This is a genomic window from Nostoc sp. CMAA1605 (assembly GCF_021596505.1).
GTDB lineage: Bacteria > Cyanobacteriota > Cyanobacteriia > Cyanobacteriales > Nostocaceae > Trichormus.
Genome location: NZ_PJIZ01000006.1, coordinates 69,614 through 96,023 on the forward strand (window position 1 = coordinate 69,614; position 26,410 = coordinate 96,023).

The 26,410-nt window shown below is 41.3% G+C and carries 30 protein-coding genes; 11 read left to right on the forward strand and 19 right to left on the reverse strand.

What is annotated here, in order from left to right; translation table 11 throughout:
- Entirely contained in the window at nt 1-465 is a 465-nt protein-coding gene (locus tag CV014_RS03915; protein ID WP_236140815.1) for a DUF4079 domain-containing protein, read from the forward strand.
- Nucleotides 466-475: 10 nt separating this feature from the next.
- Here CV014_RS03915 and CV014_RS03920 read toward each other — a convergent pair whose 3' ends face one another.
- Both CV014_RS03920 and CV014_RS03925 read right to left on the reverse strand, forming a co-directional pair.
- Nucleotides 476-913 carry a type II toxin-antitoxin system VapC family toxin gene (locus CV014_RS03920; RefSeq protein ID WP_236140816.1) on the reverse strand — a complete coding sequence of 146 codons (438 nt, stop codon included), beginning with the start codon at nt 911-913 and terminating at the stop codon, nt 476-478.
- Entirely contained in the window at nt 910-1,164 is a 255-nt protein-coding gene (locus CV014_RS03925; protein WP_236140817.1) for a hypothetical protein, read from the reverse strand. Before CV014_RS03925 ends, CV014_RS03920 begins: the two co-directional genes overlap by 4 nt.
- Before the next feature lie 221 nt (nt 1,165-1,385).
- On the opposite strand from CV014_RS03925, the gene CV014_RS03930 reads away from it, so the two are divergent.
- Together CV014_RS03930 and CV014_RS03935 are read left to right on the forward strand one after the other, a co-directional pair.
- Nucleotides 1,386-1,940, forward strand: a complete 555-nt coding sequence (locus CV014_RS03930) for a hypothetical protein (protein ID WP_236140818.1) — start codon at nt 1,386-1,388, stop codon at nt 1,938-1,940.
- Between the two features lie 103 nt (nt 1,941-2,043).
- Nucleotides 2,044-2,796 carry an ABC transporter ATP-binding protein gene (locus CV014_RS03935; protein WP_236140862.1) on the forward strand — a complete coding sequence of 251 codons (753 nt, stop codon included), beginning with the start codon at nt 2,044-2,046 and terminating at the stop codon, nt 2,794-2,796.
- Between the two features lie 67 nt (nt 2,797-2,863).
- Here CV014_RS03935 and CV014_RS03940 read toward each other — a convergent pair whose 3' ends face one another.
- Complete coding sequence (locus tag CV014_RS03940; protein ID WP_236140819.1) at nt 2,864-3,634, reverse strand: response regulator transcription factor; 771 nt, start codon at nt 3,632-3,634, stop codon at nt 2,864-2,866.
- 646 nt (nt 3,635-4,280) lie between these two features.
- Between CV014_RS03940 and CV014_RS03945 the strand changes: the two genes are divergently transcribed.
- Nucleotides 4,281-4,529, forward strand: a complete 249-nt coding sequence (locus CV014_RS03945) for a DUF6761 family protein (RefSeq protein ID WP_103139212.1) — start codon at nt 4,281-4,283, stop codon at nt 4,527-4,529.
- Between the two features lie 303 nt (nt 4,530-4,832).
- On the opposite strand, the gene grxD is transcribed toward CV014_RS03945, so the two are convergent.
- From grxD to CV014_RS03960, 3 genes are all read right to left on the reverse strand, one after another.
- Complete coding sequence (gene grxD / locus CV014_RS03950; protein WP_236140820.1) at nt 4,833-5,156, reverse strand: Grx4 family monothiol glutaredoxin; 324 nt, start codon at nt 5,154-5,156, stop codon at nt 4,833-4,835.
- Between the two features lie 69 nt (nt 5,157-5,225).
- Nucleotides 5,226-5,480 (reverse strand): BolA family protein, encoded by a 255-nt coding sequence (locus CV014_RS03955; RefSeq protein ID WP_236140821.1) that lies wholly within the window; start codon nt 5,478-5,480, stop codon nt 5,226-5,228.
- Nucleotides 5,481-5,710: 230 nt separating this feature from the next.
- A complete protein-coding gene (locus CV014_RS03960) occupies nt 5,711-6,289 on the reverse strand; it encodes a hypothetical protein (RefSeq protein WP_236140863.1) in 579 nt (192 codons plus the stop codon).
- Between the two features lie 175 nt (nt 6,290-6,464).
- Between CV014_RS03960 and CV014_RS03965 the strand changes: the two genes are divergently transcribed.
- The gene (locus CV014_RS03965; protein WP_236140822.1) at nt 6,465-8,567 is read left to right on the forward strand and encodes a S8 family serine peptidase; all 2,103 of its coding nucleotides are present in this window, start codon (nt 6,465-6,467) and stop codon (nt 8,565-8,567) included.
- A gap of 205 nt (nt 8,568-8,772) precedes the next feature.
- Here CV014_RS03965 and CV014_RS03970 read toward each other — a convergent pair whose 3' ends face one another.
- On the reverse strand, nt 8,773-9,306 hold the full coding sequence (locus CV014_RS03970) for a phosphate-starvation-inducible PsiE family protein (RefSeq protein WP_236140823.1): 534 nt from the start codon (nt 9,304-9,306) through the stop codon (nt 8,773-8,775).
- Between the two features lie 195 nt (nt 9,307-9,501).
- Entirely contained in the window at nt 9,502-10,467 is a 966-nt protein-coding gene (locus tag CV014_RS03975; RefSeq protein ID WP_236140824.1) for a tetratricopeptide repeat protein, read from the reverse strand.
- Between the two features lie 278 nt (nt 10,468-10,745).
- Between CV014_RS03975 and CV014_RS03980 the strand changes: the two genes are divergently transcribed.
- Both CV014_RS03980 and CV014_RS03985 read left to right on the forward strand, forming a co-directional pair.
- Complete coding sequence (locus CV014_RS03980) at nt 10,746-12,785, forward strand: elongation factor G (protein ID WP_236140825.1); 2,040 nt, start codon at nt 10,746-10,748, stop codon at nt 12,783-12,785.
- A gap of 236 nt (nt 12,786-13,021) precedes the next feature.
- Nucleotides 13,022-13,666 carry a Uma2 family endonuclease gene (locus CV014_RS03985; protein ID WP_236140826.1) on the forward strand — a complete coding sequence of 215 codons (645 nt, stop codon included), beginning with the start codon at nt 13,022-13,024 and terminating at the stop codon, nt 13,664-13,666.
- A 66-nt stretch (nt 13,667-13,732) separates the two neighbouring features.
- Here the strand turns inward: CV014_RS03985 and purE are convergent, their stop codons facing one another.
- Nucleotides 13,733-14,251 (reverse strand): 5-(carboxyamino)imidazole ribonucleotide mutase, encoded by a 519-nt coding sequence (gene purE, locus CV014_RS03990; protein ID WP_236140827.1) that lies wholly within the window; start codon nt 14,249-14,251, stop codon nt 13,733-13,735.
- A gap of 144 nt (nt 14,252-14,395) precedes the next feature.
- Here purE and nagA point away from each other — a divergent pair, with 144 nt between their 5' ends.
- Both nagA and CV014_RS04000 read left to right on the forward strand, forming a co-directional pair.
- Nucleotides 14,396-15,553: an N-acetylglucosamine-6-phosphate deacetylase gene (nagA, locus tag CV014_RS03995; protein WP_236140828.1), complete on the forward strand. Its 1,158-nt coding sequence runs from the start codon at nt 14,396-14,398 to the stop codon at nt 15,551-15,553.
- A gap of 248 nt (nt 15,554-15,801) precedes the next feature.
- Nucleotides 15,802-16,314 (forward strand): hypothetical protein, encoded by a 513-nt coding sequence (locus CV014_RS04000; protein ID WP_236140829.1) that lies wholly within the window; start codon nt 15,802-15,804, stop codon nt 16,312-16,314.
- A gap of 1 nt (nt 16,315) precedes the next feature.
- Here the strand turns inward: CV014_RS04000 and CV014_RS04005 are convergent, their stop codons facing one another.
- Nucleotides 16,316-18,397: a cation:proton antiporter gene (locus CV014_RS04005; protein ID WP_236140830.1), complete on the reverse strand. Its 2,082-nt coding sequence runs from the start codon at nt 18,395-18,397 to the stop codon at nt 16,316-16,318.
- A gap of 523 nt (nt 18,398-18,920) precedes the next feature.
- Between CV014_RS04005 and bchM the strand changes: the two genes are divergently transcribed.
- On the forward strand, nt 18,921-19,613 hold the full coding sequence (gene bchM, locus CV014_RS04010; RefSeq protein ID WP_236140831.1) for a magnesium protoporphyrin IX methyltransferase: 693 nt from the start codon (nt 18,921-18,923) through the stop codon (nt 19,611-19,613).
- A gap of 192 nt (nt 19,614-19,805) precedes the next feature.
- On the opposite strand, the gene CV014_RS04015 is transcribed toward bchM, so the two are convergent.
- The 4 genes from CV014_RS04015 to ybeY all read right to left on the reverse strand — a co-directional run bounded on the left by CV014_RS04015 (nt 19,806) and on the right by ybeY (nt 22,532).
- Nucleotides 19,806-20,573 (reverse strand): MBL fold metallo-hydrolase, encoded by a 768-nt coding sequence (locus CV014_RS04015; RefSeq protein ID WP_236140832.1) that lies wholly within the window; start codon nt 20,571-20,573, stop codon nt 19,806-19,808.
- Entirely contained in the window at nt 20,570-21,172 is a 603-nt protein-coding gene (locus CV014_RS04020) for an anthranilate synthase component II (protein WP_236140833.1), read from the reverse strand. The genes CV014_RS04015 and CV014_RS04020 overlap by 4 nt, the downstream gene beginning before the upstream one ends.
- A 237-nt stretch (nt 21,173-21,409) precedes the next feature.
- Nucleotides 21,410-21,865, reverse strand: coding sequence for a diacylglycerol kinase family protein (locus tag CV014_RS04025; protein ID WP_236140834.1), 456 nt, complete (start codon nt 21,863-21,865; stop codon nt 21,410-21,412).
- Nucleotides 21,866-22,004: 139 nt separating this feature from the next.
- Nucleotides 22,005-22,532 carry an rRNA maturation RNase YbeY gene (ybeY, locus tag CV014_RS04030; RefSeq protein WP_236140864.1) on the reverse strand — a complete coding sequence of 176 codons (528 nt, stop codon included), beginning with the start codon at nt 22,530-22,532 and terminating at the stop codon, nt 22,005-22,007.
- A 121-nt stretch (nt 22,533-22,653) separates the two neighbouring features.
- On the opposite strand from ybeY, the gene CV014_RS04035 reads away from it, so the two are divergent.
- Nucleotides 22,654-22,791: a hypothetical protein gene (locus CV014_RS04035; RefSeq protein WP_236140835.1), complete on the forward strand. Its 138-nt coding sequence runs from the start codon at nt 22,654-22,656 to the stop codon at nt 22,789-22,791.
- Here CV014_RS04035 and CV014_RS04040 read toward each other — a convergent pair.
- The 5 genes from CV014_RS04040 to CV014_RS04060 form a co-directional block, all read right to left on the reverse strand.
- Nucleotides 22,780-22,935 carry a DUF3285 domain-containing protein gene (locus tag CV014_RS04040; RefSeq protein ID WP_236140836.1) on the reverse strand — a complete coding sequence of 52 codons (156 nt, stop codon included), beginning with the start codon at nt 22,933-22,935 and terminating at the stop codon, nt 22,780-22,782. The two genes, CV014_RS04035 and CV014_RS04040, sit on opposite strands and share 12 nt — an antisense overlap.
- 244 nt (nt 22,936-23,179) lie before the next feature.
- Nucleotides 23,180-24,296 (reverse strand): peptide chain release factor 2 gene (gene prfB, locus CV014_RS04045; protein ID WP_236140865.1). Its coding sequence is split into 2 segments (ribosomal slippage): nt 23,180-24,223 and nt 24,225-24,296, totalling 1,116 coding nucleotides; the frame shifts between segments, so codons are not numbered across the junction.
- Between the two features lie 104 nt (nt 24,297-24,400).
- Complete coding sequence (locus CV014_RS04050; RefSeq protein ID WP_236140837.1) at nt 24,401-24,838, reverse strand: peptide chain release factor-like protein; 438 nt, start codon at nt 24,836-24,838, stop codon at nt 24,401-24,403.
- 12 nt (nt 24,839-24,850) lie between these two features.
- The gene (locus CV014_RS04055; protein ID WP_236140838.1) at nt 24,851-25,378 is read right to left on the reverse strand and encodes a PCRF domain-containing protein; all 528 of its coding nucleotides are present in this window, start codon (nt 25,376-25,378) and stop codon (nt 24,851-24,853) included.
- Nucleotides 25,379-25,659: 281 nt separating this feature from the next.
- Complete coding sequence (locus CV014_RS04060) at nt 25,660-26,385, reverse strand: Bax inhibitor-1/YccA family protein (protein ID WP_236140866.1); 726 nt, start codon at nt 26,383-26,385, stop codon at nt 25,660-25,662.
- Between the last annotated feature and the right edge of the window lie 25 nt (nt 26,386-26,410).

Sequence of the window (26,410 nt, forward strand, 5' to 3'; positions counted from 1 at the left end):
ATGCACCTACCTTCTTTTCTCTGGTTGTGGAAAATAGCTGCTTGGTCGATGGGATTATCGATAGTGGCTTATCTATTTTTGGCTGTTACAGGTTTTTGGATGTGGCGGGTGCGAAATGGTGAGGATGTTCGGGATTTTTGGTTAGGTAATTGGGATACTCTGGGAATGTGGCGATCGCTCCACTATACAATAGGCATCAGCATGGTTAGTTTAGTGCTGTTACTGCTGGCTATTGGTATAGTCGGCACTTTAGGTCACTTCGGTTCGCTAGGACACTCCTCCCACCTATGGGCAGGATTAGCAGTAGTAGGATTAGTTTTAATCTCAGCTTTTAGTGCCACACAAATTAATAGCCAAAGACCTTGGGTTAGAACTTTACATATTACTGTGAATATTATTTTATTTTTCGGCTTTACCTGGGTATCACTCACAGGCTGGAGTGTAGTGCAGAAATATTTACCATAATCTTAATATTTCAAAGATTCTGAGGAGCGATCGCAGTAATTTCAGTGAATCGTTTGAAATCATCTGTATTGAAGGTAAGCAAATGACTGATTTGATGAACAATCATCGCAGCTACCAGTCGTGTATCGTGAACTTGCTTTCCTCTAACTTGGTACTTAATTGCCAACTGCTCCCAAGTTGTATAGATTTCAGGAGTATCGGATTTTAAAGTAAAAAGACTCTTCAAAAGCGAACTTTCATGAGCTACTTCTTCTATTGTTAACCCTAATCCATTTGCACTTGTAGGTCTTGTTGCTACTGCCCAAAACTCAATCAAGTTCTGTGACACAACATAAAGTGATTCATTTTTCCGCCGCAGCAATACGTAGGCCTTCTCAGCATCTTTGTGCATGGGATCAAGTCGATGTACCAAACGCAACAGAACATTTGAATCTACCAAATAACTCATAACTGCTGCTCTTCTCGTTCTTGGTAGATACTTTCGCGGCTGATGGCTTCATCTGATAGTGGCAGTGCTTTCGCTAGAGAAGGACTTCTGCCCAATTGATCAAGGATTAATTTCCATTCAGATTCTGCCGATGTTGCTAAATGGCGTTCAATCAGCAATTCGAGATAACGATCTACGGATATTCCCTGCATAGTAGCTTGGGCAATCAAATGTGCTTCCATTTCTGGCTTCAAATTCACTTGAATGGTCATGCCTGCTACCTTTTAACTATCCAGCTAAATTATAAATCAACCCTGGGGGCGGACTCAAATCTAAGGGAAGGGTAAAAAGTAAAAGCTAATACCAATTCTGTATGAAGATGTACAGTTTTTCTCTTTTGCAATTGTGCCTTTTACCTTTCGCCACCATATTTCCCAATCTCCAGTTCAGTTAGACTAAAATCAACAGCCCATAATTGATGATTGATTGAACTGTGACCACAAATTCAGCTAATACTTCAGTGTCGATTTTCCGTTTATCTCCCCTAATTCGGATCACACTGTTGAGTCTTTATCTTGCACTCACTTTACCTTTACCGTTTTTAGCCAAAGCTACCGCCGCACCCACTCCCCCCGCTTTGTTGTGGGTGGGAATTTGTGTTGGCTTCATTGGTTTATATGCGGTGTTAACTGAAAGAGTTATTGTAGACGACCAAACCATACAAGTCACTTACCCCGCTTGGGTATCTCGCTTCTGGCGTAAAGGTTGGTCTTTAGCTTGGACAGAAATTAAACAGCTTAAACCCCGCACTACAGGTCAAGGCGGGTTAGTTTATTATTTTCTCAGTCAAGATGGCAAAGCTTATCTACTGCCAATGCGCGTAGTCGGATTTGCCCGTTTAGTAAATATAGTTCAAGCTAAAACGGGGATAGACACCACAGATGTACGTCCTTTAGCACAACCTTGGATGTATATGATTTTATTCGGTTGTACAGTCCTGTTATTGTTAATTGATGGCTGGACTATTACCACAGCCTTAGCTATTTAGATAGGGATTGGGGATTGGGGATTGGGGACTGGGGACTAGGAAAAAGCTCTATCCTACCCCTCATACCCTTACACCCTTACACCCCTACACCCCTACACCCCTAATGCACCAACTCCGGCTAGAACAAGTTAATCTGTTTGCCAAGCTGAAAACGCAGCTTCAGGGATACCCCATTTTGCGGGATATTTCTTTTACTGTTTCCCCTGGAGAACGTTTAGCTATTATTGGTGCTTCTGGTGCTGGGAAAACTTCACTGTTACGCTTAATTAACCGGCTGAGTGAACCTGCTAGCGGCAAAATTTATCTAGATAATCAAGATTATCGTCAAATTCCGATTATCAAACTGCGCCAGATGCTCACACTGGTATTACAAGAGCCAAGACTTTTGGGGATGACAGTCCAGCAAGCCTTGGCTTATCCTTTAGTTTTACGAAAATTACCTAAACAAATAATTCAGGAGAGAGTGAATTATTGGGTAGAAGAACTACAAATTCCCAATGATTGGTTAGGACGCACTGAATTACAGCTTTCAGTTGGACAAAGACAGCTAGTAGCAGTTGCGCGTGCTTTAATCATTCAACCGCCAATTCTGCTGTTAGATGAGCCAACCTCAAGTCTAGATAGTGGCAAAGCTACCCATTTAATGGAAGTTTTAATTAAACTCAATCAAACTCATCAAACTACAATTTTGATGGTCAATAATCAATTAGATTTAACCCAGATATTTTGCACCCGGTTGTTAAATCTCCAGCAAGGAAGTTTGTTATCTGACCAAACAGCCTCTCATATCGACTGGGTTAATATACGAGAAAGGTTACTGCACACTGAAGCTCAAATCAGTGAAGAATGGAGCTAATACCATTAGGTGCAATTTAACAATCTACTGGTTTACATCCTCAGCATTTTGTTGATGGAAAATCGACCTATGATAGTTGTCCACTTAGTGTTGAGCGTTGATTGCTAAATCTCTCCTTTGGTAACTTTGGTTGTGTTTGGGGAACATTAGCATTCAAAATTTCCATGTTAAATCTGTATCCCACATTCCGAATAGTTTGAATCAAACTTGGTTGACGGGGATCAAGTTCAACTTTTTTGCGTAGCGATAACACATGAGTATCAATGGTACGCGGGTTGTCAATAGCATCAGGCCAAGCACGGCGCAACAACTCAGACCGACTCAATGGTACACCACCAGCTTGGGCTAAGACATACAGCAAGCTAAATTCCTGGGGTGTGAGGTCGATAAACTCCCCTTGGAAGCGCACACGACGCTGTACTAGGTCAATTTGCAAAGTACCATAGTCCAGGTAGGCAGGTGCGGTTGGCGTGCGCTTACGCCGAATTAGTGCTTCTACCCTCGCCAAAAACTCCTGCATTCCAAAGGGTTTACTCAAGTAGTCATCTGCTCCTGCTTTCAAGCCAGCAACTACATCAGCTTCATTGCTACGAGCCGACAGCATTAAGATTAACGGCTGTTGCTGACGATGCAACCACCGACAAAACTCAATACCGTCTCCATCTGGCAAATCTGCATCGAGAATCACCAAAGTTGGCTGATGGCTCAAGAAAGCTTCTCTAGCTTGATAAATGCTAGCAGCTTGATGAACTCTATATTCCAATTGTTGCAAGTGCCAACCAAGCAACGACCTAAGATGGGGATTCCCCTCAACGATTTCAATACAAACCGAACCCACGGCGGCTAGACCCCTTAGCGTCTGATGAATTTCAAAGTAACAAGCCCATGCTCAAGGTTTTGTAGTCTTTGTTACTCCCTTAATAATTCCCTTTATATTTCCTCAATACAAAAATTGACCAAATGTTTATTTTCTGCCTGTTCCAGAGATAAATTAGGATTTTTATTAAATTTTTGTTATGATTATTAAAATTTTTCCTGCCAATTATCCTGTTCGCTATTTTCCAGTCAAGAATTAATCACAATAGCCAAAGTGGCCAAAATCAAATTGACACACCAAACTGACAATCATACCGTCGGTGTTTGATGTTCTTAACCGATTTAATGGTTGCAATTACCCATACTAGCTAACTAATAGCAGCACAACCCTCACCCAAGATGAAGATTTCTCGTAAGACAACACCAGATTTAAGTCCAGGCGATGTGATGTTTCCCAACAAGCTACCATCCTAAAAAAGTATAAAAATAGCTGATGAGACTATCTAATCGATGTTTTCTGGAATAGGATGTAACTATGTTGTAGTTGCTGGAGGCATTGCCACCAGTCGATGTTAGAGCTTTTGAGAGCAGAGCCGGAAACAGACCCCCTTCACTTTTTAGTCGGAATCAATTAAAATTCTCATTCCAAAGAGATCAACATAGCAGTTATGCTCCAAGACACACAAACCATCCGCCATTACCAAAAAATTACTGACGCCTTCGTCGAGTTATGGAATCGCGGGTATCGCTCGGATGATATGCGGATGTATTTGGATGGCTATCTAGCCGCACTGCGAAATGGCAACGTTATTGAACCATTCCTGATCCATCGTTTGGAGGAAGAAGCTAGTCGTTACTTATACGATGCGTCAAATTTTGTTATGCCACAACCACAGCCACAGCATGATTATTACTAATTCAAAAGCTATTCATAGTGGCTATAAAGCAACGCAGATAATCATAGCACATTATCTGGTAATGTCAACAACTGTATTCATGTTAACTTTGGGAATCTTGTAATTACAAAAATCACCCCTCAACCTTTGAGGGGTATTTAATTAGGGTTTGCGAAAAATTAAACGCAAAGTATCGCGAAGGTTGACGCAGAGGGGCGCGGACTTTTAATGATGGCGTTGTATTTTGGATTAAAAAAAAGGGATGCTTTGTTGCAACCCAAATTAAGCTAATTTAAATTTTATTTTTCACTGATGCAGAATTGATTAAGAAGCTAGTGCGATTTCTACCATTTGTTGTAATTTACCTTGTTGGTAAAGTTCAATCATAATATCAGAACCGCCAACGAATTGACCATCAATATAAACTTGGGGAATTGTAGGCCAGTTGGAGTATTCTTTAATGCCTTGGCGAATTTCGTAATCATCTAAAATGTTAATGGTTTCAAAGGGAACGCCCAGAGTATTAAGAATCTGCACAACGTTGTTAGAGAAACCACATTGGGGCATTAACTTAGTTCCCTTCATAAAAACGAAAATTTTATGATTGTTAATTAATTCTTCAATTCTTTGTTTTACTTCTGGTGTCATGGTTGTTCTGTTCCCTATTTTTGCTGATATTTTTGATAGCTAATAGTCGTTGACTATGGACTAATTTATTTAAGAAGCAGCCCCTTGCCAAGCTTCTGGGGTATATGTTTTTAATGCCAAGGCGTGGATAGCTTCAGTGGACATAGCTTGGCGCAAAGCACCATAAACTAACTGATGCTGCTGCACCAGTCCTTTATCTGCAAACTGCGATGAAACTACTGTCACCTGATAATGGTCGCCACCACCGGTCAAGTCTTGTACTTGCACTTGAGCATCTGGCATTTCCGCTTTGATCATTGCTTCAACTTGCTGCGGAGTAATCATCGCAATTCCTGAAAAACCTACTTATATATTATTAACAGATATGGCATGATTAACTCTGCCAAATTGCGGTTATGGCAGTTTGATTTCAACATTGGTTTTTTACTCCCCTGGTATTGGTGGGAGTCTATGGGATTGGGGATTGGGAGTTGGGGATTGGGGATTGGGGACTGGGAATTGTATTTTCTTCCCCTGCGCCCCTGCCTCCTCTGCGCCCCTGCTTCCTCTGCTTCCTACTTCTGGGATGAAGAAGAACTGCCGCCTTGTCGGGGGTAGGGAGCGTCAACGAAACCTAATTCAAACAGTTGTTGATAGGCTTTTTTGCCTAGTTCGCGTGTGGGGCTTTGACTTTTAATAATTTGCACTAATAGAGGTACGGCAAATTCTGGTTGATTTTGGGCGCGATGCACAAGTGCTAGTTGATATGTGGCTTCATCGCGTTTTTGGGCTGTGATGCGAGCTTTTTCACGCTGGGAATCAGAGACACGCAGGTCTATGCCGGAAAAGCTAGAGTTTAACTCTTGATAAAAATTGGATAGCTGGTTATATACCTGACGGGCTTCTTGGAGCTTTTTAGCAGCTTGGGTGTAGTTTTGGGCAGCTACAGCTTGCTCTGCCTCTTTCATCAAGCGATCGCCACCTTCTATGCTCAGTAGGCTATTATTTTGGGCTGTAGGACGTAAATTATTGGGACTATTAGGATCAATCGGCTTTGGTTGATTTTGAGCTTGAGCAGGTGCAACCAGGGCTAGGGTTGCTAACACCGCTAGAGTAGTCAGACGAATTAAGGGAGCAGGAGCAGCAACTTTCATGGGGTCAATTTGTGCAACAACTATTAAGAAATCGAACAAGGTAGGCAAACTTCGGGTATCTTAACTCTGTTTTCGTTTTTAACAAAACGCAGCTAAGTACGTAGTTTCTTTGATTTAGACTGAAAATCGGTTTTACAGAGTTCCCATTGCCCTTGCATCAACCACAATCGCCCCTATGAACAATCGCAATCTATCTTCTGATTCCGCAAATAACGGTGAACCAGCCAGCAGTATGGGATTAGTTCTGCAACGGGGAGGTGAAGAATTAATCTTAGCGAAAGCTTTAGACCGCTTCACCATCCGTTTTGTCACCGACTTTCCTGTGCAACAATTATCTCAGGTTAGTTGGGCTATTTGGCAGCGTAGTATCATTCAAGCCAAATTAGAACTATTTCAAACTACGCCAGAACAGATAGAAATTGCGATCGCCCAAGCACGTCATGACGATAATGTAGTTTTTGCTAGTCATGTCTACACCGTTCAGAATAATCCTGAAACTTACGTTTATTTGGCTGACCAAATGACGATTCAGTTTGCTGATGGGGTAGATAGCGTTAAAATCAATCTCATCGCTGCCCAATTTCAGCTAGTTCTAGATAAACCCATACCTGGATTACCCAATGCTTTTGTATTTTTGGTGAGCAAACAAGCTACAGAAAATCCCCTCAAAATTGCTAACCAATTGCAAAAAATGCCGGAGGTATTGGCGGCTGAGGCTAATGTGTTAATTGAAAGCGAACCACATTATAAACCCAGTGACACATTGTATAGTCAGCAATGGTATCTCAACCATAATGGCGGTAGTGACCTATCCCTTGGTTCTCATATTGCAGTAGAACAAGCTTGGGATGTTACCCGTGGGGTTCGGTCTGTGGTTGTGGCGGTGGTTGATGATTCTTTTGATTTGAATCACCCAGACTTTCAAGGTAGTGGTAAGGTGGTTGCACCCAGGGATTTAAGGGACAATGACTTTTTACCTTTACCAGATGGCAAAGGTAGTAGTCATGGTACAGCCTGCGCTGGGTTAGCGGTAGCGGAAGAAAACGGTGCGGGGATTGTGGGAGTCGCCCCTGGTTGTGCTTTAATGCCGATTCGTACCACTGGATTTTTAGATGATGAATCCATTGAACAGATATTTAACTGGGCAATAGAAAAGGGTGCTAGTGTAATTTCTTGTAGTTGGGGAGCTTCGGCGGTTTATTTTCCTTTATCTTTGCGGCAAAAGGCGGCTATTACTAGGGCTGTGACACAGGGGCGCAATGGTAAAGGTTGCGTTGTTTTATTTGCGGCTGGTAATGCTAACCGTCCTGTGAGTGGAACTGTATATGAACAGGATTGGCCTAATAATGTTTTACAAGGTCTGACAGACTGGCTCGGTGGTTTTGCTGTTCATCCTGATGTGATTACCGTTTCCGCATCGACTAGCATGGGGAAAAAGGCTGCTTACAGCAATTGGGGGACGAATATTTCTGTGTGCGCCCCTAGCAATAATGCGCCTCCGGGAATGTCATTTCCAGGAAAGGGTTTTTTATATACACAACCCACAATCAAGACTTCTATCATGGGTAAGGGAATGTTGACCACTGACCAGATAGGGGCAGCAGGTTACGATGTAGGAAATTTTACTAACAATTTCGGGGGAACTTCTAGTGCGACACCTGTAGTAGCTGGGGTAGCGGCTTTGGTGTTATCTGCTAATCCTAATTTGACAGCGCAGCAAGTAAAACGCATTTTAGAAACTACCGCAGATAAAATTGTAGACAATGAACCTGACCCGCAATTGGGACTGTATGGCGGGACTTATGATACCAATGGCCATTCTCAATGGTTTGGTTATGGGAAGGTGAATGCAGCTAAGGCGGTGCAAGCTGCTTTACAAATGCGCGCTGATAATATCAATGCAAATCAGCAAATTCAGGGGAGTAATTCTAATCCAGTCGAAATTCCTGATGGTAATCTTCAAGGGGTGAAGAGTGCGATCGCGATTGCTGAAGCGAGTACAGTTAAAGATATTCAAGTTACTGTCAATCTCACCCATAATTTTTTAGGTGATTTAGAAATTTACTTAATTGCACCTAATAATCAGCAAGTTCTATTACAAAATCGGACTTTAGGATGTCGCACTGAGTTAAAAACAACTTATACACTGCGATCGCAGCCTTTACTCAAACAGTTAATCTCTCAGTCTACTAAGGGTAGTTGGCAGTTATGGCTTGTAGATTATGCACCTCAAGATGTTGGTAAACTCATTAGTTGGGAGTTGAGGTTGGGGATTTAGTTATTAGTTATTAGTCATTAGGATTCTTGCATAAATACTTTGGTGTTGCTGACAAGACTATTTAAAAGCTCACGCATTCGCCGCCAGGCGTTCCCGCAGGGTAGGCGCAGAGACGCAAAGAAGAACGCAGAAAGTCACTCTTGAATTTATGTATTTGGAGTGTTCAATTATTCGTGCAAGAGGTTTAATAGTCAATGGTCAATAGTTATTGGTCACGGGTATGTAAATAATTTAATTCGAGTTCATTTTCTGTGTCTCTGGTTCTTTGGTAAACTATGGGGCAAAGTTTTGTGTTGGCACTCATACAATCCATGTGTGGTGTTTTGGCACACACTATGAGTAATCCACCTAAAATAAATAACAAACCACAAATTGCGGCTGTTTGTAGCCACGAAATTTCTAAGATTCCGTGGACTACTATTTCTCTGAGGACAGAAACAATCGCTACTTCTACGGCTACACCTACAGCAATGCTGTGTTCTTGGAGATAAACCATTAATAGGCGAAATAACTCAACTAAAATTAAGACAAAGAGGATTTTCGCTGTAACGTGTTTATAGTTTAGGGGTTGGGCGATCGCAATAAATATTCCCCATAATTCTATAACCATGAAACTAAACAAAGCTAAACATAAAACTATGACTAATAAGTCTTGAAAAGCTTCCATATTACGCACGATCGCATGACGGTCTAACCAGCGATCGCAAAATAAAAATCTACTTTTGATGCGCTTTTTCATGTAAATTTCCGGTTTTCAATGGTTAAACAGCAGTACAGTCAACTCATGACATACTCCCATTGTTACCGAATGTCAATTATTCTTGCATCAGCACAAATAATAATTTTAGAGTTATTATTTATGAACTATTACTTTGTAATTTCTTAACGAATAAACATCATAAATTAGTATATAAAACTGTTCACTCTTGACTATTTATTGTTGAGACTTTTGTGCTTGTTGCAACAATAATTCAGCATTTTTTGACCACTGTAAATTACCCTGTGAACTATATAAATTTTTGGCATGGGTAAGCACTTTCACCGCTTCCCCATATTGATTTAACTGCATAAATGCTAAACCTGCACCATAATAAGCATTGGGATAATTAGGGTTAGCTTCTGCTGATTTTCTAAAAGAGTTTAAAGCTTCTTGTAATTTACCTTGATTAAACCAAATTACGCCGAGATTATAATGCGCGTCGGGATATTGGGGGTTAATTTTAATGGCTTGTTCAAAGGCAGCTTGAGCTTGACTAATTTTACCTTGTTGCAGATAACATAAACCAACATGATAGTGAGGTTCTGGCGCATTTTTACTATAAGTCACGGCTTTTTGAAAAGATGCGATCGCACCTTCCCAATCTTGCTGCTGTTGTTTGACTAATCCTAAGTTATAGTGGGCAAATCCTAGTTGTGGATCTAGTTCTAAAGCGCGTTGTAAATATTCAGTTGCTTGTGGTAAATTATTTCCTTCTAACAATGCTCCTCCTAAATTCGCAAAGGCAAGAGAAAAGTTAGGATCAGCTTGAGTTGCTCGATAAAAGGCGTTAGCTGCTGGCTGTAATTGTCCAGTTTGTCGCAATGCTAAACCTAAATTGTAATGGGCTGCGGCTAAATTGGGATCTAATTGTGATGCGCTTTGAAAAGCTGCGATCGCATCTTGCACCCTTCCCGCCTGAATTGCTTGTAAGCCTTGATTTAATAAGGCTGTGGCTGTGGGTAAGCTAGTTTGTGCTAAGAGTTTAGGGGTGTGGGCGTTTTCTTGTAAGCTGAAATTGTGAGTATCTAAGTTGAAAGCTTGGGTAGTAGGGGATTTTGCTGAGATCGGCGCAATCATTCCCCAGGATAATGTTAACCCCAGTATTGCAATTAGCGGATAGTTATAGATAGATAATTTCATTGATGTATTGACTCTAGCTAATTTCCGTCACTGTTATTCATAAAAAGTTTTTTAAACAATTAGGTTTTAACAAAACTTTTAGCTTTGGTATTAAAGTTAGTTTTCCTTAACCTTTCTTAAGGTAAATCTTACGACAGGCTACAATTTTTTTTGCCTTTAGTTAAACAAGAGATAATGACAAGTTAAAGGGGGGATAATTCTCCAGCAAGAGAACAATTATTCATCCCTGAAAACAACAGGGCTATGCGGTAAGAGAGAGTTACTGCAAGGGAGGTTTTATGAGCGAAAAAGTCATATCAGGTTCACGGAACGTTGCTATTGTCGGCCCTTATTTAAGTGGAAAAACCACATTATTAGAAAGTTTGTTATTTGTGACCGGTGCGATTTCTCGCAAAGGTAGCGTTAAGGATGGTAACACAATCGGTGATAGTGCGGGAGAAGCACGCGATCGCCGGATGAGTGTCGAAGTGAGTGCAGCTAGCACAGAGTATAACAACACGCGTTTTACTTTTATTGACTGTCCCGGTAGTGTAGAGTTTGCCCAAGAAACTTATAACGCTTTAATTGGTGTTGATGCAGCAATTGTAGTCTGCGAACCTATCCGCGATCGAGTTTTAACCCTAGCTCCTCTATTTAAATTCCTAGATGACTGGGAAATTCCCCATCTAGTCTTTGTGAATAAAATGGATCGAGCTAATATTCATGTTTTAGAAACATTACACGCTCTCAAAGCTGTTTCTAGTCGTCCATTAGTAGCGCATCAATACCCCATCATGCAAGGGGAACAACTCACAGGTTTTATTGATATGGTGAGCGAACAAGCCTATCAATATCACCCAGGTGCGCCAGCTGATCCTATTCCTTTTCCTGAACATTTAAAAGCAGAAGAACATACAGCTAGAGCCGAAATGTTAGAAGCTTTAGCCAATTTTGATGATCATTTACTTGAAGAACTTTTAGAAGACATCGAGCCTCCCCAAGAAGAAATTCTCTCAGATTTAAAAATGGAATTAGGAGCTGATTTAGTAGTTCCTGTATTCTTTGGCGTAGCCGAACAAGATTATGGGGTTAGACCTTTATTAGAAGCACTGCTACGGGAAGCACCAGAACCAGAATCAACCGCCCAACGTCGCCTCAAAGATAGTAAAGCCAGCAATACACCCCTAGCCCAAGTCCTCAAAACCTATTACACTCCCCAAGGTGGTAAACTCTCTCTCGTGCGGGTTTGGCAAGGCAAATTAACCGATGGTATTGTTCTCAATGGTGTGCGCGCTGGTGGAATCTATCGCCTCATGGGACAACAACAACATTCAGTCAATGAAGCTGGCGTGGGTGAAATTGTCGCTTTGAGCAGATTAGAAGGCGTTAAAACTGGGGATATCCTGTCTACAGAAAAACCCATTGCATTACCCAAAGTTGAACAGTTAGAACCAGTGTATGCACTAGCCATCACCCCAGAAAAGCGCAACGATGAAGTGAAACTCAGTGCAGCCATTACTAAGTTACTAGAAGAAGACCCCTCTTTAGCTTGGGAACAACACGGGGACACCCATGAGGTGATTCTGTGGGGACAAGGTGAAATACATTTGCAAGTCGCTTTAGATAGACTGCGGCGCAAATATAACCTACCGATGTCTACCCACTTACCCCAAGTACCCTATAAAGAAACCATCCGCAAAACCGTAAATTCAGTACATGGACGCTACAAACACCAAAGTGGTGGTCATGGTCAATTTGGCGATGTTTTTCTAGATATTAAACCCTTACCACGGGGTGAAGGCTTTAACTTTAAAGAAACTATCGTTGGTGGTGTAGTTCCTAGACAATACATTCCCGGCGTAGAAATGGGAGTGAGAGAATTTCTGTCTCATGGGCCTTTGGGTTTCCCTGTAGTCGATGTGGCGGTAACGCTGACTAATGGTTCATATCATAACGTTGATAGTTCCGAACAAGCCTTTAAGCAAGCGGCGCGGTTAGCAATGCAAACAGGTATACCTCAAGCGCAACCTACGCTTTTAGAACCAATTTTGCGGATACAAGTCACCACACCCAGCGAATTTACCTCTAAAGTCCTGCAACTGTTGAGTGGACGCAGAGGTCAAATTTTAGGCTATGAAGGTAGAAACGATTGGCAAGGTTGGGATAATATCTCTGCTTACTTACCCCAAGCCGAGATGCAAGACTTTATTGTAGAGCTGCGATCGCTCACTTTGGGCGTTGGTTATTTCCACTGGGAATATGATCATCTTCAAGAAGTCCCAGAAAAACTTGCTGAACGTGTTATTGCTGGTAACGGTTCCAACGGTCACAGCAAATAGTTTCAATTTACTCAATGTCTCCTCTATTTTGAATCATGGAGTGGCAGTAATTGTCACTCCATTTTCTTCTGCACATCAAATAAGAGAACTCAAGGCATTTAAACAAAAATGGGGTGAAACAGGATACCAAAAATTTCAAGATTTCATTAGATCAAGATTCAATATTAATTAAAAGTTTTTAAAGTCACTGTTATAATATTTTAAAATTAGCTGTTATAGTCTCATTATATTTAGTGATGGTAACACTTCAATTAAGACAATTAAGTGTACCGCCGGGACATAGAGTAATACTACAAAATGTTAGCTGGCAAGAATTTGAAGCAATTCTCGCAGAACTAGGCGAACACCGTGCAACTCGGTTGGCTTACATTCAGGGAACTTTGGAGATAAGAATGCCATTACCAAAGCACGAAGTAGCCAAAGTTATCATCGGTGATATGGTAAAAATTCTCTTAGAAGAATTAGAAATTGATTGTGAATCTTTTGGTTCAACCACATTTAAAAGAGAAGATATGAGTTGTGGTGTAGAACCTGACGATTCTTTCTATATTCAAAATCATGCTCAAATGATTGGTAAAGAACGTATAGACTTAACAGTTGACCCACCACCAGATTTAGTCATTGAAGTTGATGTTACTTCTAAAACTCAACTGGAAGCTTACGAAGCCTTAAAAGTCCCTGAATTGTGGCGATATGAAAAAGGTAAACTGCAAATAAATATTCTGCAAGATGGAAAATATGTTGAATCAGAAATCAGCCCTAATTTTCCCAACTTGCCGATTATAGAAGCAATTTCCCAATTTGATGAACAAAGCCGAACTTTAGGGAGAAGTCCCACACTTAGGTTATTTAGGAAGTGGGTAAAAACACAAATTGATTGAAGCGCACATCATTGCGCCTCTAAGAATTATGTGTGTGTCCACGAAGAAGTTTCTAACTAAAATAAATCAAAGTTCTTGTTGCAGATATTGCTGATATCCTAGCTGTTCTAGTTTAGCTTGCTTATCCATCACCATATCACATAGACTTTGGCGATAATTCTGCACCTTTTCTAATAAATCCGGTTGATGAGTTGCCAGAATTTGCACCGCCAAAAGTCCAGCATTTTTCGCATTACCTATAGCAACCGTCGCCACGGGAATCCCGGCTGGCATTTGGACGATAGAATACAAAGAGTCCACACCTTGTAAATTACGAGTAGCAACAGGAACACCAATTACAGGCAAAGGTGTTAAAGCAGCTACCATACCAGGAAGATGAGCCGCACCACCAGCCCCCGCAATAATGACTTTAATTCCGCGTTGATGGGCAGATTTAGCGTACTGTACCATCCTTTCTGGGGTACGATGGGCAGAGACGATCGCGACTTCACTTTCAACACCGAATTGATCACAAACAGCGATCGCATCTTTCATCGTAGGCAAATCTGAATCACTGCCCATAATAATGCCAACAACAACAGACATAATAATTAAAAATTAAAACTTCAAAATTTAGCCACACCAGAAGGTGAAGTGCAAATATCATCTCATATTTAATCAATAGTCAACAGTCAACAGTCAACAGTTTTTCCCCCTGCCCCCTGCCCCATTCCCTATGCCCTATGCCCTATGCCCCATTCCCAACCTATAGACATTATCAACGCTAGAATTCCCGGTTATCAGGGTTTGCAAATGCTTTTAGTGAATTCTCAGGGCATAATTGAGCAAATTCTGCCGATGGGAACAGTATTTAAGCGAATTACGCCACAGGATTTGCAAATATTAGACGTAGCTGGAGATTGGATTTCTTTAGGAGGGGTTGATTTACAAATTAATGGGGCTTTAGGTTTGGCGTTTCCCGATTTAGCACCGGAAAATTCTCATTTGATGGCGAAAATTTCCCAATATCTCTGGAATGAGGGAATTGATGCTTATTTACCAACTCTTGTAACTACTTCTGTAGAGAATATACAGCGATCGCTGGCTGTGATTGCAGATTTACTTTCTACTCCCCAAACTACAGCGCAAGTTCTCGGTGTCCACTTAGAAGGGCCATTTTTAAACTATCACAAGCGCGGCGCACACCCAGCCGAGTATTTATTGCCCCTCACTATCGATGAAGTCAAGCGGGTATTAGGTGATTATGCTCATATTGTAAAAGTGATCACCTTAGCACCAGAGTTAGATACCACAGGGGAAGTCATCCCCTATTTGCGTTCTTTGGGTATCACCGTCAGTCTAGGACATTCCCAAGCCACGGAAGCGCAGGCAAAACAAGCTTTTGAACTAGGCGCAACGATGGTAACTCATGCTTTCAATGCTATGCCACCCCTCCACCACCGCGAACCAGGATTATTAGGTGCAGCGATGACTCACCCTGGTGTCATGTGTGGCTTTATTGCTGATGGGGAACACATTACACCCACAATGTTAAAAATTCTCCTCCGTGCTTGCCCAGGCTTATTTTTAGTTAGTGATGCGCTGTCACCTCTGGGATTACCCGACGGTGTTTATCCCTGGGATAGTCGGGAGATAGAGGTAAAAAACGGCACTGCCAGACTACCCGACGGCACATTATCGGGGACGACTCTCCCTTTATTAGTGGGAGTGCAGAATTTAGTCAAATGGGGAATTTGTGACATAGAAACTGCGATCGCCCTCGCTACCGATGCACCTCGAAAGGCGATCGGTTTACCTGGAATTTCCCCTAAGCAAGCCGCTAACTGCTTACGCTGGCATCAAAATCAGACCACTAAAGAACTTCAGGTTATGCGAATATTGCATTAATTTTTACATTTCTTTAGCAATAGCTTTTAACTTTACATCTTAATTAGCGTTAGAATAAACGATACTTTCCCAGCAATTGATACCAATTCACAAAAAGTTTGATCAAGATGCAAACGCTAAAAGTTTTGCTGAGTATCACTTTTTGAATTTTCAATTTTGCAGGCGCAAGCCTTATCATAGGCGTATTGTGAATTGGTGTGACATCAGGGTTATCAATCAACTTCTTTAGTAGAAAAAGTTAAGTAAAAATGGCACTCTACTTCTTGATTTTGTTGTGTGCTGGTTTAATGTCTGCTTGTTTTTTGTTAAAAAACAATCACAGAGAAATTGCATATTTAGTAGGTATATTTGCGATTATCAGCTTAATTGCCATCTTAATCCTAGCTCCCTGGCAATTCCTACTTTTACTATTGATTCCTGTAGTTATCAGTACAAGTTACGAATACTACATTAATACTCGTGTTTCTATAGAGACAGAAGCAGCACAAACACCTGTATTGCTGAACGAACCAGAAGATAAATTAATTTATCGTGGTGCGATATATCACGCTGACAACCATCATAAATCTGATGAAGTCAAAACATCACCAATTACTCATAAACTACACTACAGGGGGGGTATTTACTCAGTGTGCGCTGATGGCAATGACTCCCACACCACAACAGATACACCATCAACAGACTGTAAATTAAGCTTTCGGGGAAATACATATTCCATCAAATTACAAACAGAACAATTAAAGGAAAAAGCCAGTCAGTAGTTTATGAATGAGGCGCACCCAATAAAACAATTGAGCAGTTTAACTCATTAATAACTTGGGTTGTAACTTCACTGACAGCAAATCCACCTGTGGTTCGATAACGAACAGCGCGTAAAATTGCCAAATCAAAAGTTGCTGCTTCTTTGATGATTGCTTGAGCAACATCATCATCTCGAACTATCTTAATTTCTGTTCGCGCCTGCACTTGACTATTAACGATAATCTCAGATAACTGAGTCGCAAATTTTTCTAATAGCGGTGCTGGTGTACTCAAACCACAAACGTGCAGTAATACCACCTCACCTTGATTACTGTCAGCCATAATTTGCGCTAGCCTTAAAGCACCTACAGTTTGTGGCCTTAAGTCACCAACAGGGACTAAAATTTTGCGGATGGCATTGGGGCTATTTAACAAGCGTGCCACCGCTACCGGACAATGAGAAGACCAGAAAACACTATCAATGACGCTACCAAATAATCTGGCGCGTAAACCCGTAGTTCTAGACCAACCCATCACCACTAAACTAGCATTTTGTTCTCGACTAGCGCGGCTGATTCCTAAAGCCACATCATCATCAATGCGAATAGCAGATTGTACTTCCACGCCAAATTCTTGACCGATATCTTTAGCTAATCTCAGTCTTTGTTGACTTTGTTCTAGTGCTATTCCCAATTGGGGATCATCCATATGCACATGAGATTTAGCAATAGCTAATGGAACAATCCGCCCAGTTTCGTGATGAGCTAAAATTGCCGCCATTTCTATAAGGTATCGTTGGGTTTGAGGATTATATATTGGGACTAAAACTGTAAAAGGATAATGATTTTCTTCTAATAGTTGTTCTTCAGCATTTCCCCACCACATAGCCAGACTATCTGTGTCTAATTCTGTTTGAGGCAATTGTAATAAAGTTGCAGATTTAGCAGTAATAATCGGCCCGATAATTGATGTGACTAGCATCAAGACAATAACACTATTTAAAACACCTTCGTCAACTAACCTTTGCCCTGCCGCATTTATACTTTGATAGGCTACTAATGTAGCTGCTAATGTAGCTGCTACCTGTGGTAATGATAAAGACCACATAGTAATCAGTTCTGCATTATTGTAGCGGTAAATTAATTTAGCGAACAATGCAGCTAAAAATTTACTCCCAATCAAAGCCACAACAATCAATAAAGTTAACCAAAAAGAAGAAAGGGTTTTGATAAAGGCTGGGATGTTAATCAACAATCCCATATCCACAAAAAAGCAGGGAATAAATAAGGCACTACCAATAAATTCGACCTTCTCTTTAACAGGGCTACGTCCCAAAACATCATTAACAGCTAAACCTGCAAGAAATGCGCCTACAATCTTCTCTACGCCAATGATTTGCGCTCCTACGGAAGCTAAAAATAATGCCAGTAAAATAAACAAAAACTGGTTACTTTGCTCGTCTCCAGAACGCCGAAAGAATTCCTTACCCAACCAATCAAAACCAAACAGCACCGTAATCGAGTAAATTGTCAACCCGCCTAATAAAGTTAAGAGACTTAACGTTGTAAAATCACCACTGTGAATACCTACACAAATAGCCAGAACTAGTAAAGCACCTGTATCAGTAAAAATTGTGGCACCAATTGTTACTGTGACAGCTTCATTCATTACTACTCCTAGACGGCTAACAATGGGATATGCCAAAAGAGTGTGAGAAGCCAGTAAAGAACCTATTAAAACAGATGTATTCCAGCTAAAATTAAAAATGCGGCCAACTAAAATTCCGGCGATCATTGGCACTATAAAAGTCAAGAAGCCAAATCCCATCGACCGATTTTTTGTTCTGCGAAACTGCTCAATATCAACTTCTAAACCAGCGACAAACATTAAGTAAACTTTACCGATATCCGAGAGTAATTTCACAGTTTCGGAATCGGGATTTAAAAGCTTTAAACCACTTTGTCCTAAAATTACCCCTGCTAACAGAAGTCCGACTAATCCAGGTAATTTTAAGCGTTCAAATATCGGCGGAACAGTGAAAATTACTGCTAAAAGAATCGTAAAAGCAATAATAGGAGTGTCAACTAGTAAATTAGAACCCATATATTGTGATTATTATTTAAAGGTTAAAATATAACTAAGAAAGTATTCTTGGCGATACTTGATAAATTGGCTATCTATAAACAATTTGATGGGACAAACTATATTTTCTGGATATCAACTCCTATATGGTGTTTATGTCGTAGGCTATTATGGCACCTTTATGATAATTTTATTCAAATATAGAAAAATCTATATATATGCGAATTAATTTAGTATTAATGAGAGTTTACAGGGGCGATCGCCATTAAAAATTTCTCACATCTGAATTTAGAGAAAATACAGTCTCAATCATGATGTATCGACACAATTCACCATACCTACACCAGATATTTACCTCCCATAACCTCACAAAACTGTATTGACCCACACAATTTACCAAACAGCCGATTAGTAATCGTAGCCTTATTGCCGCCTCATCGTAATGCTGCACCAGACATAATTCCAGAAAAATCTGGAAGAGTGTTCTGAATGTTGGCTATCAATGATAATTTTAAGAATCGGGAAGCCTTAAAAATCGAAGTTTATGAACGCAGCCGACGATAAAACTATTGTTCGTGAGTATTTCAACTCCACAGGGTTTGACAGATGGAGACGGATTTATGGCGATGGTGAAGTTAACAAAGTCCAGCTAGATATCCGCAATGGCCACCAAAAAACCGTGGATACCGTCATCGGCTGGCTCAAAGATGATGGTAATTTAGCAGACTTGTCAATCTGTGATGCTGGGTGCGGTGTGGGCAGTCTCAGCATTCCCTTAGCTACGGCCGGTGCGAAGGTTTACGCCAGCGATATTTCCGAGAAAATGGTAGAAGAAGGCAAACAAAGAGCGTTAGCCGCCTTGGGAACTGCTGAAAATCCCACCTTTGCCGTTCAGGATCTAGAATCTTTGACAGGTAGTTATCATACCGTCATCTGTTTAGATGTCCTGATTCACTATCCCCAAGATAAAGCCGATGAGATGATTTCTCACCTCTGTTCTTTGTCTGAGTCAAGAATTATTCTCAGTTTTGCGCCAAAAACCTGCGCCTTAGCTTTACTCAAAAAAATTGGTAGTTTCTTTCCAGGCCCCAGTAAAACCACCCGCGCCTATCTCCACCGTGAAACTGATGTCATCAAAATTCTAGAAAGCAACGGCTTTACTATTCAAAGAAAAGCATTCACCAAGACTCGCTTTTACTTCTCCCGCATCTTAGAAGCTACTAAGAGTGCAGATTAGGGATTGGGGACTTGTACTGAGCTTGTCGAAGTATTGGGGACTGGGATAAAGGAGGCAGGGGGGCAGGGTGCAGGGGGGAAATTCTTCTCCCCCCTGCACCCTGCACCCGTTCGGCTGACGCTCACGGCGGAAGCCTGCTCCAATTCCTCTTCTATGCCCCATTCCCTATTCCCTATTTCCATGAATATGGAATCAAAATTTGTAAGTTAATACCTGAATTGCTGTACTATCAGACAAATCTCCAGATTTAATATTAATGGTGTCGCTACTACTACGACGCACAGGTGTACCTTGCATCAAGGTTAAAAAGTCGTCTACTGGTGTGATATTACAGGTTTGAGGATCAGCAGCTTGTGTGCGGTAGTGGGTAGGAATGACCAATTTGGGATTTAAAACTGCGATCGCCTGTTTTGCTTCTTCAGCAGTATAAGCCTTATCGCTACCACCCACGGGAATTAACAATACATCTGGTCGTCCCATGAGGATTTTTTGTTCGATGGAAATCGGTGCAGCTGCTCCCCCTAGATGTAAAATGTTAACTCCGCCTTGCGTCCACTTCCAAGCTGTATTAATACCAAATTGCTTACCACCTTTGCGATCGTGGTCAGTTGCAATTCCTTGTAACTTCATCCCCTGGAATTCATACGCGCCTGGTGTAAACACTAACTTGGGATTCCCAGGTAAACCATCAACTGCACCCTCATCTAGCAACTGACTGCTGATTAACACCAAATCTGCTGTCACCCTTGGAAGACGGTACTTAGCAGTACAACCAACAGTGCGGAAGGGATTAACGAGGATTCTCTTACCCCCACCTGTGAATAAAAAGCAGGTGTGACCTAACCACTGTACAGAAACCCCACTAGATTGGGCGTTAGCTTCAACATGGGAAACTAAGGTAGAAAATATCGCTGTGGATAATCCTGCCCCAGCATAGCCAATAAACTGTCGTCGTTTCATTGATGATTCTCTTGTAACTGTTGCAGAAAATTTCTGAGTAATTGTTTTCCTGAAGATGTCAGAACACTCTCTGGATGAAATTGGACACCTTGAATGTGAGGATAGTTCCGGTGTCTCACTCCCATGATTGTGCCATCTTCTACCCAAGCGGTGATTTCTAAAACTTCTGGACAAGTTTCCCGTTCAATCACCAGACTATGATATCTTGTGGCAGTCATAGGATTTTCTAACCCCTGGAAAACACCTACTCCAGTATGAGTTACCTGAGAAGTTTTACCGTGCATTAATTCTGGAGCAGAGATAATATTACCACCAAAGACTTGACCAATACTTTGATGTCCTAAGCAAACACCCAGGATCGGTAAATTAGAGCCTAACTCTTTAATTAAATCTAAGGATATTCCCGCATCTTCTGGACGACCAGGCCCAGGAGAAATCACGATCGCATCGGGTTGGAACTGCTGAATTTCGTCTAAAGATATCTTATCGTTACGGAAAACCTGAATATCCGATGCCACGGGAAATTCAGCCGCCAGTTCTCCGAGATACTGTACTAAATTGTAAGTGAAACTGTCGTAATTATCGATGACTATAATCACAGTGTGTAATAGCTCCTGGGTTCTACTCTCACCATGTTAATTGTCACCAGATTTGCGCCATTGTAAACCCATCATCAGCAAAAAATTGCTGTAAGCGTCACCACTCACTACTCATTACTTATTACTTATTACTTATTACTCATCACTCACTACTCAGCACCAGCTAAACGCCGCGCTACCGCCAACAGCACGGGCTAAACGCCCCGCTTCTGCTAACAGCACTCAGCACTCAGCACTCTAAAAAGCCGAAATCACCAAAGTGAACAATGGCGGTAGCAACAATACACCTGCGACAAATACAGCCACTAAAGCCGACACTAACACCGCACCAGCCGCGCAATCCTTGGCAATTTTCGCTAATTCATGGTAGGTCTGCTTTACAGTTAAATCTACTAAAGACTCAATCGCCGTGTTTAACAACTCTAGTGCCAAAACCAAACCACTAGTAATGCCGATAATGGCAATTTCCACGGCGGATAAATGTAAAAATACACTTAAGGCGATCGCCAAAGTACAAGCCGCTATATGAATACGGAAATTCCGTTGAGTCTGAAAACTGTAAATAATTCCAGCCCAGGCATACTTAAAACTCACTAGTAAACTAGAAGCCACTTGCCAAGAAAATTCCCGTTCTTTTTTGACTACGGTAAATAATTGATTTTGTGTTGGTGGCGGTGAGATTTGCTGAGACATAGGCTAAAATTTAGTACAGTGCGGTATATTTACTGAGAACCTGCGATGATTTTACTATTGCTATAAACTTTAATGCAGCTTTTCACAGAAGTATTATAAAAGGATGCTCTAAATTTCAAATCCATAAACACATAAGTATTTAATATTCTATGTTTATGCCAATACCAACAGACTCTAGTAAAGTTACCTGTTGTTTGAGCATTCGCATTAAACTCTCCTCATCAGGGTGATCCCAGCCCAATAAGTGTAGTAAACCATGAGCCACCAACCAAGCCAACTCAGTAGATAAACTATGTTCCTGTTGTTGGGCTTGAAACTGTGCCGTATTTACTGAAACAACTATATCTCCTAAATACAAAGGTGCAAGAGACATTTCCGCCACATATGGAAAATCCACCTCTAAGGCTGCAAAAGAGAGGACATCTGTAGCTTTATTTTGGTGACGATACTGGCTGTTTAGTTCTTTAACTTCTGTATCATCAGTTAGTCGCAGGCTAATTTCATAACTAGATGCTGCTGGAAGATGAGGTTGCAGAATTTCTAACCAGCAATGAAACCACTTTTCCCAAGTGTCAGGTGTAATTTGGTTTTCTAGGTAACAAGATTTCAGAGCCGCTTCAGAGGAAGACTCACAAAAAATATCCTGTACATCTAGTTCAACTTCCACCAATTGCCAAATCTCCTTACACCACTATGAGGAATTTTAAGTTTAACAGAGTCGAGTATCGTGGCAAATCGCAGAGAAAAATTTTAACGCAGAGGTTAGCAGAAAAGTCGCTCCAAGTTGAATGGGGATTGGGGACTGGGGACTGGGGACTGGGAAAGGAGACAAGGGAGACAAGGGAGTATTTATTTCTGTCTTAGCACTCACTCAGCACTCAGCACTCAGCACTCAGCACTCTTCAGCTAGGTATTTAGCGAGTTAGGTAAGCCAAGCCTACAAAAACGGCTAACAATCCCACTGTAGTTAGGAGGAAATGCTTCAATGAAGTACCACCCTTTCGCACCATATTTCGCATAGCCAACTTGACGTAGCTGGGTTGAGGTTCTGTTGAAGGTGAGTTACTCATAATTAAATAACAAGTTCTTTTATATATAAATGTAACAGTTTCCTAGAATTTATATTGCCAAATTGATCAAGTGTCTTCTACTTAGGGTATGAGGAATGGGGCATAGAAGAGGAATTGGAGCAGGCTTCCGCCGTGAGCGTCAGCCGAACGGGAGCAGGGTGCAGGGGGGAGAAGAATTTCCCCCCTGCACCCTGCACCCTGCCCCCTGCCTCCTTTATCCCAGTCCCCAGTCCCCAATCCCCAATTAAACCGACTCCACCAGTTGGTTTTCCTGACGCAGATAGGCTTGGATGAACATATCAAGGTCGCCGTTCATTGTGTCAGCGATCGCAGTTGTTTCTGCATTGGTACGCAAATCCTTTACCATCTGGTAAGGATGAAAGACATAGTTACGGATTTGGTTTCCCCAAGAGGCTTCCACCATATCGCCCCGAATATCGGCAATTTCTTGGGCGCGTTGTTCTTGGGCAATCACTAGCAGCTTGGCTTTCAGGCGTGCTAATGCTTTCTCTTTGTTTTGCAACTGAGAACGTTCTTCTGTACAACGTACAGCCAACCCTGTAGGTAAGTGAACTACCCTCACTGCTGTTTCTACCTTGTTGACATTCTGCCCACCTTTACCACCAGAACGGGATGTAGTGATTTCTAAATCCTTTTCGGGAATATCCAACTGTACAGAATCATCTATTTGTGGCATTACTTCCACCCCAGCAAAACTGGTTTGGCGTTTCCCATTGGCGTTAAAAGGTGAAATTCGCACCAGGCGATGTGTACCTGTTTCCGAACGCAAATAACCGTAGGCGTAACGACCGGTGATTTCTAAGGTGGCTGATTTAATCCCTGCTTCGTCACCTTCTGACTCTTCCGCCAAAGTTACTTTATAACCATGTGCTTCCGCCCAACGGGTATACATTCTCAGCAGCATAAATGCCCAGTCTTGAGCATCAGTACCACCAGCCCCAGCATTTATAGTTAACACTGCCCCTTCGGCATCATAAGGGCCAGACAACAACTGCTGTAATTCCCATTGGTCAAGTTCACGATTTAGCTTGGTAATGGTAGAGTCAGCTTCTTGTAAAAGTGCTGCGTCAGTTTCCAATTCCAAAAGCTCAACCACAGCTTTCGTATCTTCTAAACTGGCGTGCCACTGATGATACTGTTCTAAGTGGGCTTTCAGCTCGTTGAGTTCTTGCAGTGTTTTTTGGGCAGTGTTTTGATCATCCCAAAATTCTGGCTGTGCCGCTATTTGTTCTAAGTCTTGAATTTTTGCTGTCAGTGCAGGTACGTCAAAGATAGTCCTGGGTCTTACCCAGGCGACTAGACAACATTTCGATTTCGCGTTTGAGTTCTAATACGTCCATTTTGCTAGCTTGAAATAAATCGCTGCGAATAAATTTTGCGGGATTGCTATTTATTGTATTTGACTTTCTGATTTTAGCTGTAATTGGTGAAATTCTTGCACCATTCACGATGATTTTTCAGCAGTCATGTAACTTTGCTGTTGCAGATAGGCTTTGATCAAAAAATCAATATCGCCGTTCAATACGTCTTGAACATTTGTTGTTTCGACTTTAGTGCGTAAATCTTTCACCTTGGTGTAGGGATGTAAGACATATTCACGAATGATCTGGCTGGATAGAGATTTGATTTGCCCAGGTTGAATATCCGCAATTGATTTGACACCTTGAGCTAGTGCGATCGCCACTAGTTTACTCTTAAGTATAGCTAGGGCTTGCTTTTTGTTTTCTACTTGACTGCGTTCATGGTCACAAAAGACTACAACACCAGTTGGAGTATGAACCATTTGCACCCATGTTTTTGGGCGGTTAATATTGCCATAGTTACAAGGCAGAATAATTTCTAAATGATGTTCTGGGATTTCAAATTCAGTCTCTTTAGGCAAAATTGGACTTACTTATATAGTGTTTGAGCAAGTAAGTCGTTTACCTTGGCCATTTTTAGGAGATATCCGCACTATTCTTGTATGAATTCCTTGCTCTGACTTCAAGTATCCATAGACATAGCGTCCTTGAATTTGTAAGATGTATTTAACTTTAGTGATATCACTTTTGGCAGTATCAAATAGAGATACTTTGTACAAATGAGTTGTTGCCCAAAGGTAGTAAATCTGAAGTAAAGCGTTAGCCCAAGCATCTGTTTCTTGGTCACTCACTCCAGCAGTAATAGTCAAATATGCTCCGTGTTGGTCACAAGGATCAGATAGTAAATTTACTATCGTTTCTTGCTCAAGCTCTTGCTGGAGTTGGACTAGGTTAGTTTGTGCCTCTAATAGCAGATGTTGATCTACGGATGATTCTAGTAATTCTAGAGCGGCTTGGATGTCTTCTAATTTAGAGTACCACTGCTGCTTCTGTTTCAGATTTTTAGATATTCCCCACTGAATTTTTTGAACTGTTTGAATGTTAGTAGAAGTGTATTCCAAGTTAGCTTGAGCAATCAGTGGGTATAGCCTGTAGTTGATAGAATTTAAATACCTGTAGTCAAAGACAGTCTTCAGCTTTGCCTAAAATATTCGATAACCTTTCTACTTTGCTTTTAATATCTGCAAGTTCTAGCATAGCTTTGCCGAGTTGTGACTAGATACTAATACATATTGTATTACAAAAACTAGTTGCAACGTCTCACAGCTACAAAAAAACCGTAGTTACTCATGCTGTTACTACGGTTAATCAGTGTTTAAGTTGTTGTACTGAAAATATTTGTCTAGCGACGGTTGAGGGCAATTAGCAAGCGTAAAATGAAGATAAACAAATTGATGTAAGTTAAATACATCGACAAAGCCGCAGGTAGATATTGGTCATTGCGGTATGTACGGGGCAAGATGTAGAAATCTACCACTGATGCCCCAGCAAAGAGAAATACGCCAATACCAGAGATGCCAATTTCTAACCAAGTGGGTGTGTAAACACCAAACAGAGAGAAAACAAATTGACTTAAGCAGACAACAATCAAGGCGATAATGCCAAGAGAGATGGTTTTATTTAAAGCTATGCCATCTTGTTCTGAGAGATTTGAACCAATGGGACGGGCAACGATAAAGGTGACACCACAACCAAGGGCAGCGAAACCAATACCTGGAATCCCTACGCCTGGGGTTTTTAATGCCACAAACACTAAACCACTCAAGGTATATCCCGATAAGAGACTATAGGTAGCTAAAAGTGGCAAAGCCAGACTTTTTTTACCTTTTTCGGCGACATTTTGGGCTACAAAGAACAGAATTAACTCTAGAATGAATGCACCGATAAAAGTGGGAAAGAATATTCCAGGGTTAGTACGGATAACACCCAAACCACCGTAAGTTCCCAAGGCTGTCAGTATCAGACCCGCACCAACGTAAGGTAGGGCATTGGCAATGACATTAGGGCCGATTATGCCGTGAGACTGGGCATTACGAAACGCTTCGCGAAAATTGCTAGTATTGCTCATACGACAAGAATAAGTATTTTGAGAA